We start from the raw sequence: 11,828 nt of genomic DNA on the forward strand, positions 1-11,828 counted from the left end.
TGGCATGCGTCACGACGAGATGAAACCTCATGGGAGGTGTCGTTGGCCAGCGCCGAAAGCCGGAATCGGCCGCCCGATCCGGTCAATTCAGACGTGGTCGCGGATCACGTCGTTGACGGCGCGCTGGAATCCGTTGACCAGGACCTGGATGGTCAGCGGTCGCAACTGGTCGGTCGCCGCGCGGACCCGCTCGCGCTCATCTTCCGGTCGGCCGCGCTCGACGTAGGGTCGGAGCACGTTCGCGGCGAACAGTTCGCGCAGCTCGGTCGCGATCTGCGCGGTGTGCTGCTCCACGATTCCCTTGGCCTGCAACAGCATTTCCAGCGGAAGGTCGAGGTCCAGGATCTGCAGTCCGACGCCCAGCATCGCCGGGCTGGGCAGCCGGAGCCGCGTCGAATCCGGAATCCGCTGCAGCATTCCGAGTTCGATGAGCTGCTCGACCAGCCGGTCGTCGAGGTGCCGGCCGGCGCGGCGATCGAGCTCGTGGCGCTCCAGGTCCTCGGCGTGGTCGTCCGTCCACGGCGCGATCAGCGCGCGCTGCAGCGCGAGCTCGTCCGGCGAGGCATCGGCCGGGATGCGCTCCAGGTGGCGCTCGATCGCCGACAGCGTGAAGCCGAGTGCCTGCAGTTCGCGGATCAGGTCGAGCCGGGCCAGGTGGTCGCCGCCGTAGAGGCCGAGCCGGCCGCGCAGTCGCGGCGGCGGCAGCAGGCCGCGCGAGGAGTAGAACCGGACGGTGCGCACGGTGACTCCGGCGCGGGCGGCCAGTTCGTCGATGGTGAGCTCTTCGTCCGCAGTTCGGAGCATGGCCGCAACGTTACTCCTTGACCGCTGTAACACCAACGGTGTCTCATCGATGCTGTGATCCCGGCTGCCCGGGTTCAAGCAGGTCGGACTGCGTTCTCGCGAGTTCTGATCACGGTGTCCGAAGGTGCCTGCCGCCATCAGGGTCTTGGTCGATCGTCATGCGGATGGCCTGTTCTCGAGTCTGCGAGAGCGGGCCATCCGCATGAACGGGCCACCGGCGGTCCTAGCCGACCCGCAGCGTCGGGGCCTCTCGTCCTCGTTCGATGTCCGGGCCGCGGTAGAACCCTTCCGGGATCTGCGCGAGCCTGGACGGGTGCACCTGCGGCCCGAGCCCGTAGAACTTCTGGAAGCTCATGATCAGCGGTCGCCACGCATCCGGGTCGATGCGGTCGCTGGTTCCCGCCATGCGGATCTGCTCGTGCACGTGCACGCGCTGGATGCGCACCTCGAGGGCTACGATCCCGCCGCGCTGCGCCTCGTCGTCATCGGCCACCGGGTGCTCTGCCTCGACGACGGCTTCCATCGCAACCGGGCACTCGGCCACTCGCGGCGGCGACACCGTTTCGGAGACGACCGGCGTGAGTCCCGCGCGGCCGAACTTGTCGTGCTCGGACCGGTAGCCGCGGTCGTGCTTGTAGGGCGGAACCGGATCCGAGCCCGTGGTCAACGCCAGCCGGTCAACGGCGGACGCGAGCGAATCGGACGGCAGGTTCAGGACGCATTCGCCGGTCCGCCGCATGTTCTGCATGGTCTTCGAGTGGGCGCTCATCCCGAGCACGCCTCGCCAGCCGAGCCAGAAGGCCGATGACATCGGGGCGAGGTTGGCGGATCCGTCTTCGTTCAGCGTGGAGATCAGCACTACCGGTGTCCCGAAGTAGAGAATGCCGGGTTCGATCCGGGTGTGCGTCGAGGTTGTTGCCGTCATGCGATCCATCCTTGTGACGGGAGTGCCTCCGGGCTGGCGGCAAACGGACGTCTCGTTCCACGCGCCGACGGCACCACTGCGAGCGCTGCGTGGGAGCCGATGCATGTTTCGTGTTGCTGTGATGCATGCCTGCTCGGACTTGCCCCGCACGCAGGTCTTTCCGGGCAGGTCCACGAAGAGCCTGCACAACCCCGAACAGTGCGTCGAGGTCGGTACCGCCCCCAACGTGAACGGTGTGCGCGACACCAAGGACCGCGACGGTGCAGTGCTCACCTTCCCGGCCCCGCGGTGGTCGGCGTTCATCGACGCAGTCAATGGCGGCCAGTTCGACCGCTGACCCGCGCAGTGAGGCGCCCGCCGGGTATTCCTGGTACCGGGCGGGCGCTTCTGTTTCGCTCTACCGCAGCCGCCTGAGTAGACCGCTACCTGGCGGACCGAGAAATCCTCCCCACATCAATCGCACCCACAGGCCTCCCCATGTGATTCCCCTGGGTGAAGGGCCCTTTGGTCGAGTTCAAGGGCGCCCTTCACGCCTTCGGCGGCCACCCGCTGCCACACGGACTTTCAGGCCCTCCGAACTCCTGGCCGCAGCTCGATTCGCGTATCGTCGGTTTCCCGGAAAACGAAGGTTGAGCTGGTGTTGGGGTTCCAGCCAAGAGGTACCACGAAGTACCGCCCGTTGCGTGCGGCGAGAAGTCGCAGGCCCGTGTATCGATAGCGCAGGTCGGTCTTTTCTCCCAGGTCTTTTTGCTCCACCCCCGGACCTTGGAGGCTCAGACGCTGGGTGCTGAAAACCACTACTGCGGTTCGCTCTTCGATGTGTTGCGCGTCGTACACCGCCTTTCTTGTGCCTTCCCGTGCTGCGAACAAAGAAATTCCCCAGACCAGGAAGAAGACAGCGATCAAGACGGGTATTCCCTTGCCGAGAAAGTTTCTCGGGCGGGCTCCGCGCTGGGCGGCTCGGCTTTGTCCCAGCAACAGCCCCGCAGCGATCAGCGCGAAGGCCAACGGAACATACGGATAAATCGCCTCCCAGCCGACGATCCAGGCGGCAAAGATCGCCAGCCCGACAGCCACGAGCGCGAGGTTGTAGCGGGCCAGTGCCGCCCATGCCGAGGAGATTCCGCTCCAAAGGCGACGAGTCGAGGGCAGGGTTCTCAGCGAAGCAGGAATGCTGATTGCGACCAGTGCAAAAATAAGCGGCCACGCAACCTCTTCTGTCAGCACTCGGGTGCTCTGAAGCACGAAGTCCGTGAAACTCAACCCGATGTCGAGCGGGGAGAGCTGGAAGTAGGCGTAGTAGCGACCGGTGTAGATCGCTCCGAAGTAGAACATCAGAGCGGCGAGAAGAGAGGCTTCCGCGGCTACCAGCTTGAGAGGAGTCATGTGTACCGCGGAATCCCCGGGCTCCTGACGAATGGCGGAGATCACGTTGTCGGCGGCTCCTCATCCGGAGGTGCATCGGGGGTTGGGGGCTCACCGTCATCTTCCGTAGGGGGAGGCGGGGTCTCCGGAGGAGTGGGGACAATGCCGGTGGGAGGACTCTCGGGGTCAAGGCGAGGAGGCGGCAACGGCTCGACGGGGTCGCCGCCCTCAGTGGGTCCCGGTGTGGGCGACTGGTCGCGATCATCGTCGCGGGGCGCGGGACAACCGACTACAAGCAGACAGCAAGCGACGATGAGCACACCGTTGGCTATACGCCCAAGCATGACTCGCACGGTGTAACCCCACACATGTTTCTGGAGTATTATGGCAACTTCTCATGCTGCCGCAATGTCATGTCGATCGTTGGTCGCACTACCCTAATGTGGGATCAAATCCGCTCGTTGTGGTAACCAGGTTCTGCTGGAAGATTGGGCGAGCGGCGCCGGACTATCGCACCCGTGATGCCGCGCCCCCATTCCGCGTCGGCCGACCGGAGTACCGAGCTGCCCTGCCGCCCACAAGTAGGCCGACATCCCGCGAACATCGTTAACAGCGTGACTCGTTCGATTCGCTCGCTCATCGGACCACCGCCGGCGGTTCGGGAGCCAGCAGCGGTGAGGCGGCTTCGGCCGACAGTGGTGGCAGCTCGGCGGATCTACCGTGCGCGCTGAAGTTGCCCGCCGAAAGCAAGGCAAGTGCGGAGAGGAAAGAGAGGATCAGGCAGGCGATCGGGTGTCCGCCTGGTGTCCTGTGGTGCATGTCTGCCCCAACTAGCAGGGCTTCCGGGCAGGTCAAGGCCTTGACCGCTGTAACACCAACGGTGTAACACTAATTGCGTCGCGATACTTGTGGCGCGTGACACAGGCTGCGGAGAGGTGTGGCGTGACGGGAACAGGCGGGCCGCTGGCAGGGATCAAAGTCGTCGAACTCGCCGGGATCGGGCCGGCCCCGTTCTGCGCGATGCTGCTGGCCGATCTCGGTGCCGACGTGGTGAGAGTGGACCGGCCCACTGCCGCCGGAGGCAAGACCGACCTGCTCAACCGCGGCAAGCGATCGGTGCAGGTGAACCTCAAGCACGAACGCGGCGCGGAGGCGGTGCTGGCGCTGGCCGAGCGGGCGGACGTGCTGCTGGAAGGTCTGCGCCCCGGGGTCACCGAACGCCTGGGCGTGGGGCCGGAGCAGTGCTGGGCGGTCAACCCGAAGCTGGTCTACGGGCGGATGACCGGCTGGGGCCAGCACGGGCCGCTGGCGTCGACCGCGGGGCACGACATCGACTACATCTCCCTCGGCGGCATGCTGCACGCCATCGGCCGCGAAGGCGGGCCGCCGCAAGTTCCCGCGAACCTGCTCGGCGACTTCGGCGGCGGCGCGATGTACCTGGCGGTCGGTGTGCTGGCGGCGCTGCTCGAAGCGCGCACCAGCGGTCGCGGGCAGGTCGTCGACGCGGCCATTGTGGACGGTGCCGCGCACCTGGGCACCATGCTGTTCAGCTTCCTGTCGACCGGCGGCTGGAAGACCGACCGCGGCACCAACCTGCTGGACACCGGTGCGCCCTACTACGACGTCTACGAAACTTCCGACGGCGAATACGTCTCGGTCGGCGCGCTGGAGCCGCAGTTCTACGCCGAACTGCTGGACCGGCTGGGGCTGGCGGGCCAGGTGCCCGACCGCGACGACCCCGCGAACTGGCCGGCACTGCGCGAACGGTTCGCCGCAACCTTCCGGCAGCGCACCAGGCAGGAGTGGGCCGAACTGTTCGCCGGCTCCGACGCGTGCGTCGCGCCGGTGCTGTCCATGGCAGAAGCCGAAACCCACCCCCACGTCGCGGCCCGGGAAACCCTGGTGCGACGCGACGGCGTCTTGCAGCCGGCACCGGCACCGCGCTTCAGCCGAACCCCGAACCCGCCGCCCGGACCGGTCGCCGAGGCGGGCGCGGACACCGAGGAGGTGCTGCGGGACTGGAAGGTCCCGCCGGAACTGCTCGAATCCGGTGCGTTCGGTTCGAGGGACCGATGAGCGGCGCCGCCGCGAACGCTCGCCGCGGGGGAGGGGGATGGCAGAAAGGTTCCCATCCTCGCACCCGCCGGCAACCGGTGTCCGGGCCAGGAACCGCGACCCGCCCCCACCAGTCGGTGGCAGGAAGGTTCCCATCCTGCCGTCCGGCTGGGGCTGTGGTGGCAGGAAAGTTCCCATGCTGTCGTCCCGCCAGGGCCGTGGTGACAGGAAAGTTCCCTTCCTCCCACGCCCGGCGTGAACATCGAAAGGAGGCGTGAACCGATGCGCAGGGAGTTGTTCGAGCCCGAGCACGAGGCGTTCCGCGAGACGGTGCGCACCTTCGTCAACAAGGAGCTCGTGCCGCACGTCGAGGAGTGGGAGGCAGCCGGGGTCGTCAGCCGCGAGTCGTGGTTGGCCGCCGGAGCGCAGGGGCTGCTCGGCTTCGCCGTCGACGAGCAGTACGGCGGCGGTGGCGTCGACGACTTCCGGTTCAACGTGGTGTTCGACGAGGAACTCGTCGGCGCGGGCATTTCCGGCTTCGGCTCACCGCTGCACAACGACATCATCGCGCCGTACCTGATCAGGCTGGCCACCGACGAGCAGAAGCAGCGCTGGCTGCCCAGGTTCTGCAGCGGCGAGCTCATCACCGCCATCGCCATGACGGAGCCGGGTGCGGGCAGCGACCTGCAGGGCATCCGCACCACCGCGGTGCGCGACGTTGGGGGCACCTCCCGCTCGAGCGAAGCCGAGAGTGGGGGAGACTTCGTCCTCAACGGGCAGAAGACGTTCATCAGCAACGGCATCCTCGCCGACCTGGTGATCGTGGTGGCCCGCACCGACCCGGACGCCGGGTACGAAGGCATCAGCCTGCTGGTCGTGGAGCGCGGCATGCCCGGCTTCGAGCGCGGCCGCAACCTCGACAAGATCGGCCAGAAGTCGCAGGACACCGCGGAGCTGTTCTTCAACGACGTGCGGGTGCCGGCGCGCAATCTCCTCGGCGAGGAAGGGCAGGGCTTCATCTACCTGATGCAGAACCTGCCGCAGGAGCGGTTGTCGATCGCGGTCGCCTCGGCCGCCACCGCCGAGAAGGTCCTGGGCATCACCAAGGACTACTGCCGCGACCGCACGGCGTTCGGCCGCCCGATCGGCAAGTTCCAGCACATCCGGTTCGAGCTGGCGGAGATGGCCACCGAGGTCGAGATCGGCCGGGTGTTCACGGATCGTTGCGTCATGGACCACGTTCGCGGTGAACTGGACAACGAGCACGCCTCGATGGCCAAGTGGTGGCTCAGCGAGCTGAACAAGCGGGTCGTGGACCGCTGCCTGCAACTGCACGGCGGCTACGGATACATGACGGAATACCCGATCGCCAAGGCGTACCTGGATTCCCGGATCCAGACGATCTACGGCGGCACCACCGAGATCATGAAGGAAGTCATCGGGCGGTCGATGGGATTCTGACGGTCGTGGGCGCACGCGCCCACGAGAGAGGCAGGGCGCCATGGACTGGATCGTCGCTCCCGACGACGACGGGCGCGCACTGCCCGACGTCCTCCCGTCGCTGCTCGGCGCGATGGACGTGGCCGGGTTCTCCGACACCATCGGGTTCCCGGCCTGCCGCACCGCGGGCGTGTTGCTGATCGACGGGCTCGGCCGGGACCTGCTGCGCGAGCACGCGGAGGACGCGCCGTTCATGGCCAGCCTGCTGACGTCACCGCCGCTGAAGGCCGGTTTCCCCACGACGACGGTCACCAGCATCACCTCGCTGGGCACCGGCCGGTGCGCGGGGGAGCACGGTCTCGTCGGCTACAGCTTCGCCGAGCCCTCGGGCGGCCTGCTGCACCCGCTGAGCTGGGGAACCCACGGCACGACGGGCGATTCCGCCGGAGGTCGCAGGAGCCTGCTCGACCAGTGGCCACCGGAACAGGCCCAACCGACGCCGACGGTGCTGGAACGGGCGGCCGCAGTGGGCGTCGACGTCCGGACCGTCGTGCCCGCGGAGTTCGCGAACACCGGGCTGACCAGGGCCGCGTTTCGCGGCGCGGACTTCCGGGGCATGCGCGCCCTGGGCGATCTCGCCGCCGAACTGCTCGCCGCGCTGGCCGCCGACGGTCCGGCGCTGTGCTACGGCTACCACGGTCACCTCGACTTCCTCGGGCACGTCCACGGTCCCGGCTCGTTGCCGTGGCGTCTGCAGCTGACGGTCATCGATCGCCTGGTGTCGATGCTGGCCGAACGCCTCCCGCGCGATGCGGTGCTGACCGTGATCGCCGATCACGGCATGGTCGAGATCGACCCGGGCGACGCGGTCGACGCCGACACCGACCCGGCATTGCGAGCCGGTGTCCGCCTCCTCGGCGGCGAGGTCCGCGCCCGCCACATCTACGTCGAACCCGGTGCGCTGGCCGATGTGCATGCCGCCTGGCGGGAGACGATCGGCGATCGCGGCATGGTGCTCACCGGCGAGCAGGCGATCGACGAGGGCTGGTTCGGCCCGGTGGTCGCCGACTCGGTGCGACCGCGCATCGGCGACGTGCTGGCGATCATGCGTGATTCCGGGGTGATCCGGTCGGTGATCGAACCGGGGGAGTCCGCGCTGCGCGGTCACCACGGCTCGCTCACCTCGGCCGAACAACTGGTTCCGGTGCTGATGTTGGGCGGGTGACGGGCGGATGCGCGACGAGGGTTTGTTCGGGCCGCAGACCGTGACCTGGCAGCTGCACGCCGACCCGGCGATGTGGATCGCCGGGATCTGCAGCCTCTACCTGCAGGCGTTGCACCCGCGCGCGGTGGCGGCCGTCGTGCAGAACTCCCGGTTCCGGGAAGACCCGCTGGGACGCCTGATGCGCACCGGGAACTTCGTCGCCACGACGACCTACGGCACGACGGCCGAAGCCGAATCCGCCGGCGAACGGGTCCGCCGGGTGCACCGCATGCTCAGCGCGACCGATCGGAGAACCGGCGCCGAGATCCGCTTGGACGACCCGGACCTGCTGCGCTGGGTGCATTGCGCCGAGGTCGCATCGTTCGCCGGTGTCGTGCGGCGCGCGGGCTTCCCGCTCACCGATGCGCAGCTCGACCGGTACTTCGACGAACAGCGCCGGGCGGCCGCCCTCGTCGGGCTCGACCCGGCGGAGGTGCCCGGCTCGACCCGCGCGATGGCGGAGTACTTCGAGCAGATCCGGCCCGAACTGCAGCGGACGGCCGACTCCGACCTGGTCTACGATTTCCTGCACCGGCCGTTCGCGCCGTGGTGGCTGCTGCCGGTGAACCTCGGCTACCTGCCGCTCGGACACCTCGCGTACTCGGTGCTGCCGGGGTGGGCGCGGAAGCTGCACGGCCGCCCGGCGTACCCGGCGCCGGTGGTCGCGGCCGGACTGTGCGGATTCAGGACGACCGGCCTGGCGGTGCCGGACCAACTGCGCTTCCGCTACCCGGGCGATCACGTCCAGCGCGCGGTGGACCGCCTGGGCAAGACGGCCATGCCGTCGATCAAAACCCTCGCCCAGCTGTGACGCGGCGAAAGCATGGGAACTTTCCTGTCACCACGGCTGCGGCCGGAGTGCAGCACGGGAACCTTCCTGTCATCCGCGACGCCTGCGGCGAGGGGTCACTGCCGGAGCAGGAGGTTGGAGCCGTCGGCGAAGTCGATGGAGGCGAACGGCGCTCCGACGAACGTCCGCCCCAGCAGCACGTCGCGGATGCCGCGCACTGCGTTCGGTGGCTGTTCCCACCACGTGATCAAAGACGTTTCCAGCCCTGGCAGCGGCGCGGGGGGCGGGGTCCGGGAGGCGGGCAGGTCGACGAACCGGGCCGGGATGACCACGGCGATGCGCTGGTTGGTGGCGACCAACCAGGCGTACCCGTTGCCCGCGGCCAGCACGTCGGCGCCCTGGATCGCGAGTTGGCCGCTGTCGGCCGCGGTGGCCCAGCCGCGGATTCCCGCGTCGTGCACCCACTCGTCGCCGAGGTAGTCCCCGCGCACGGTGAGGTCGGCCGGCTTCAGGTACGTCTCCGACACTTCCTGCTTGCACGTCGGTACGGGGTTAGCCGGTGCGTGCGGCACGGCGTTTCGACCGGCCACCGTGGACGCCAGGAACCCGGGGGCGCGGTGGAAGATGCGGTGGAACGCCTCGCCCTGCCGGAGCCAGCCGTGTTCGGCGACCTTCGCGACGTCCTTCGGGGTGGCTACCAACTGCCGCTCCTGGTGTTGACCAGACCGAGCACCCGGTCCGGTTGGGCTTTCGCGGGCACTTGGAGATCGAGCCGCGAGCCGTCGGCGAACGTGATCCGCAGGTACGCCGCCGCCCTGTCTTCCCGTTCGCGCCCGAGACCGCCGAATCGGCGTTGCACGATCTCGTAGCCGCTGATCTGGTCGGTGCCGACGCTCGCGCGCTCGATCACCTGCAGAACCTGGGTCTGGCCGCCGTGGTCGAAGTACCGGCCCTTGTTGTTGACCGTGCTGCCCATGGTGCCCGCGAAATCGTCGGCGAGCCGGTAGACGGGGCCGGTGGCCTTCTTGATCGTCTCCATGCCCTTGTCGAACCAGTCCTGCGAGCCTTCCGGGAGTTCCGGCAGCTCCAGCAGCGCCAACCGGTCGGGGGTGGCTACGAGGACCCCGGGGAGTTCTCCCGGGGAGGCCTCGCCTTGTGCACCGGTCATCCGCACGGCGGTCTCCGACACGCTCCGGGCAGAGACCACCGCCGTCGGCAGGTTGCGTTCGTCGGACGGCTCGTCGCCGCCGGTGAACAGGGAGTTGACGCGGAACGGCACTGCGCCCACCTGGAACGCGGCGCGGGTGAGGATGCCGCGCCGCTTCTTGCCGTGCTCGTCGAGCCCGCCCACTTCGAACAGCGGGACGTGGTACGGGTCGGGGAAGGCCCATGCGATCGGCTCCCCCGGCCGGCACCACGACGAACGTGCGCTCAGGATCAGGTGTTCCAGGGTCATTCAGCTCGCCGCTCCCACGGGGTCACGAGAATCCCTTCTCCTGCGCGGCCTTGCTCTCCTCCGGAGAGAGCTGTCCACTGATCCGCTGGTTGGCCTCGTCGTACATGGCCTTCGGGATCTCCTTGACGGCCTGTCCTTCGAGGGTCTCCGTCACACCACTAATACCAGCACCGACCAGCGAGGCCTTGCCGCCGAGCGCCCCGCCGATGACCTTGCCCGCGAGGTTCGCGGCCAGCGCTTCCTCGCCGGTCTTGTGCAGGCCCTGGCCCTTCATGAAGACGTTGCTGGTCTTCGACGTGGCGAACTCGCGCAGCACCTCGCCGGTGTTGGGGTCCTTCACCTGCTCGATCTTGCCCTTGGAGATTCCCCGGGTGAGCAGCCTGCCGAGCTTGCCGGACTCGCGGATCTTGTTGAGCAGCTCTTCCAGCCTCTTCAGCCACTTGTAGAGCTGGGCCTGGATCTTGGCGACCTGGGCGGCGATCCGGCCACCGGTGATGCCGACCGACGCGGTGGTGGTCGCGCTGGCCGCGCCCACCGACGCTCCCGCGGTGATCCACGACGCGGCGAGCGCCGCGAGCCACTGGATGATCAGGCTGATGATCAGCTCGGTGAGGATGTTGATGACCATCTCGACGAACATGTCGAACATGTCCGCAATGCCGTCCAGGGTTTCCTTCAGCCCGCGGACGTCCTGCGCCAGGGCCTTGGTCCCGTCGCCGAACTCGGTCATCTGCTTGCGGAAGGCGTCGCCGTCCTGGCCGACCCACGTCCCGGCGGTCGCCTCGGCGCGCTGGGGCTCCTGCTCGGCGACCGAGTCGAGCCACTTCGCGACCTCGTCCCAGCCCTTGCCGGTGGCACGCATCTGCTCGGGGTCGCCGATGGCCTGCTCGGCGATCTCGATCAGCGGCGTCATCACGATCGACACCAGGAACCCGAGGCCGTTGTCCAGCAGCGCCGCGCCGGGATTGGACAGCAGGTCCATCTGCTCCTGGCGCGCCGAGATGACCGCGGAGGTCCATTCGGGCGCGGCGGAGCCGTCGGCGAGGCTGCCGCCGTTGGTGTTGGCGGCCGCGTCCTTCAGATCGGAGGCGGCACCGGCGATGGAGGAGCCGCGGGTCAGGGTCTGCTCGGCCCAGTTCTTGCGGGTGGAGTCGCCCTGGTTGAGCTCGGTGAAAGTTCCCGGGCCGGTCATCCTGCGAGCCCCTCTCCGGCCTTGTTCAGCATCTCGATGATCTGCTGCTCGGTCTCGTCGTAGTCCTTGATGGTGTCTTCGAGGGCCTGCTTCGTCTCGGTGAGGAACTGCTGGGCCTTTTGCGCCATCTCCTGGCAGCCCTGCAGGGTTTCGAAGTACTTGTCGCTGATGCCGACGGCATTGCCGATCGGACCGAAGCACTGGTCGTCGGTGCGCGCCTGCTCCAGAAGCTGAGCGAGCTGCCCGAACTTGTCGGCGAGGCTCTCGCAGCCGGAGCCGTGCTCGGTCAGCGTCCCGGGCGTCATCTGCAGATTGCCACCCACTGCGGCACTTCCCCTCAGCGTGATTTGACTGGTTGTCGACCCTACGTCGCGTTCGACGTTGTTGAGAAGTATTCGGTTCCGCTCGTTTTGAGACGTCTAACGCTTTCGTCCCGTTGACCGCGGCGCTCGCCTCCCGCCCTCGGCATTCGCGGCGGTGCGAGCATGGGAACTTTCCTGTCATCCGGCGGCCCGGAGGGCGTGAGGATGGGAACCT

The 11,828-nt window shown here is 68.0% G+C and carries 12 protein-coding genes; 5 read left to right on the top strand and 7 right to left on the bottom strand.

What is annotated here, in order from left to right; genetic code table 11:
• Window positions 1-87 precede the first annotated feature (87 nt).
• Both E1288_RS30365 and E1288_RS30370 read right to left on the bottom strand, forming a co-directional pair.
• Window positions 88-804 carry a MerR family transcriptional regulator gene (locus E1288_RS30365; RefSeq protein WP_132491174.1) on the bottom strand — a complete coding sequence of 239 codons (717 nt, stop codon included), beginning with the start codon at window positions 802-804 and terminating at the stop codon, window positions 88-90.
• Between the two features lie 223 nt (window positions 805-1,027).
• Window positions 1,028-1,729, bottom strand: coding sequence for a flavin reductase family protein (locus E1288_RS30370; protein WP_132491177.1), 702 nt, complete (start codon window positions 1,727-1,729; stop codon window positions 1,028-1,030).
• Between the two features lie 103 nt (window positions 1,730-1,832).
• Between E1288_RS30370 and E1288_RS30375 the strand changes: the two genes are divergently transcribed.
• Window positions 1,833-2,066, top strand: a complete 234-nt coding sequence (locus E1288_RS30375) for a DUF397 domain-containing protein (protein ID WP_235883901.1) — start codon at window positions 1,833-1,835, stop codon at window positions 2,064-2,066.
• Window positions 2,067-2,293: 227 nt separating this feature from the next.
• Here E1288_RS30375 and E1288_RS30380 read toward each other — a convergent pair whose 3' ends face one another.
• Window positions 2,294-3,160: a hypothetical protein gene (locus E1288_RS30380; protein ID WP_132491180.1), complete on the bottom strand. Its 867-nt coding sequence runs from the start codon at window positions 3,158-3,160 to the stop codon at window positions 2,294-2,296.
• An 876-nt stretch (window positions 3,161-4,036) separates the two neighbouring features.
• On the opposite strand from E1288_RS30380, the gene E1288_RS30385 reads away from it, so the two are divergent.
• The 4 genes from E1288_RS30385 (at window position 4,037) to E1288_RS30400 (ending at window position 8,664) form a co-directional block, all read left to right on the top strand.
• On the top strand, window positions 4,037-5,170 hold the full coding sequence (locus E1288_RS30385; RefSeq protein WP_132491183.1) for a CaiB/BaiF CoA transferase family protein: 1,134 nt from the start codon (window positions 4,037-4,039) through the stop codon (window positions 5,168-5,170).
• Between the two features lie 261 nt (window positions 5,171-5,431).
• Window positions 5,432-6,610, top strand: a complete 1,179-nt coding sequence (locus tag E1288_RS30390) for an acyl-CoA dehydrogenase family protein (RefSeq protein ID WP_132491185.1) — start codon at window positions 5,432-5,434, stop codon at window positions 6,608-6,610.
• A gap of 40 nt (window positions 6,611-6,650) precedes the next feature.
• Window positions 6,651-7,814, top strand: coding sequence for an alkaline phosphatase family protein (locus E1288_RS30395; RefSeq protein WP_132491188.1), 1,164 nt, complete (start codon window positions 6,651-6,653; stop codon window positions 7,812-7,814).
• A 7-nt stretch (window positions 7,815-7,821) separates the two neighbouring features.
• The gene (locus E1288_RS30400) at window positions 7,822-8,664 is read left to right on the top strand and encodes an oxygenase MpaB family protein (protein ID WP_132491191.1); all 843 of its coding nucleotides are present in this window, start codon (window positions 7,822-7,824) and stop codon (window positions 8,662-8,664) included.
• A gap of 95 nt (window positions 8,665-8,759) precedes the next feature.
• Here E1288_RS30400 and E1288_RS30405 read toward each other — a convergent pair whose 3' ends face one another.
• Genes E1288_RS30405 through E1288_RS30420 form a run of 4 tightly spaced genes read right to left on the bottom strand, consistent with a single transcriptional unit; the run spans window position 8,760 to window position 11,614 of the window.
• Entirely contained in the window at window positions 8,760-9,344 is a 585-nt protein-coding gene (locus tag E1288_RS30405; protein ID WP_132491193.1) for a hypothetical protein, read from the bottom strand.
• Window positions 9,338-10,099, bottom strand: a complete 762-nt coding sequence (locus E1288_RS30410) for a hypothetical protein (RefSeq protein WP_132491196.1) — start codon at window positions 10,097-10,099, stop codon at window positions 9,338-9,340. The genes E1288_RS30405 and E1288_RS30410 overlap by 7 nt, the downstream gene beginning before the upstream one ends.
• Before the next feature lie 22 nt (window positions 10,100-10,121).
• Window positions 10,122-11,291, bottom strand: a complete 1,170-nt coding sequence (locus tag E1288_RS30415) for a WXG100 family type VII secretion target (protein ID WP_132491199.1) — start codon at window positions 11,289-11,291, stop codon at window positions 10,122-10,124.
• On the bottom strand, window positions 11,288-11,614 hold the full coding sequence (locus E1288_RS30420) for a hypothetical protein (RefSeq protein ID WP_132491202.1): 327 nt from the start codon (window positions 11,612-11,614) through the stop codon (window positions 11,288-11,290). Before E1288_RS30420 ends, E1288_RS30415 begins: the two co-directional genes overlap by 4 nt.
• Window positions 11,615-11,828 lie beyond the last annotated feature (214 nt).

The organism is Saccharopolyspora elongata, from assembly GCF_004348985.1.
Classification (GTDB): domain Bacteria; phylum Actinomycetota; class Actinomycetes; order Mycobacteriales; family Pseudonocardiaceae; genus Saccharopolyspora; species Saccharopolyspora elongata.

What these genes read in the sequence shown, in the direction of transcription:
- E1288_RS30375 (WP_235883901.1), top strand. Translation starts at nt 1,833, where the DNA reads ATGTTTCGTGTTGCTGTGATGCATGCCTGCTCGGACTTGCCCCGCACG.
- E1288_RS30365 (WP_132491174.1), bottom strand. Translation starts at nt 804, where the DNA reads ATGCTCCGAACTGCGGACGAAGAGCTCACCATCGACGAACTGGCCGCC.
- E1288_RS30415 (WP_132491199.1), bottom strand. Translation starts at nt 11,291, where the DNA reads ATGACCGGCCCGGGAACTTTCACCGAGCTCAACCAGGGCGACTCCACC.
- E1288_RS30390 (WP_132491185.1), top strand. Translation starts at nt 5,432, where the DNA reads ATGCGCAGGGAGTTGTTCGAGCCCGAGCACGAGGCGTTCCGCGAGACG.
- E1288_RS30410 (WP_132491196.1), bottom strand. Translation starts at nt 10,099, where the DNA reads ATGACCCTGGAACACCTGATCCTGAGCGCACGTTCGTCGTGGTGCCGG.
- E1288_RS30370 (WP_132491177.1), bottom strand. Translation starts at nt 1,729, where the DNA reads ATGACGGCAACAACCTCGACGCACACCCGGATCGAACCCGGCATTCTC.
- E1288_RS30400 (WP_132491191.1), top strand. Translation starts at nt 7,822, where the DNA reads ATGCGCGACGAGGGTTTGTTCGGGCCGCAGACCGTGACCTGGCAGCTG.
- E1288_RS30395 (WP_132491188.1), top strand. Translation starts at nt 6,651, where the DNA reads ATGGACTGGATCGTCGCTCCCGACGACGACGGGCGCGCACTGCCCGAC.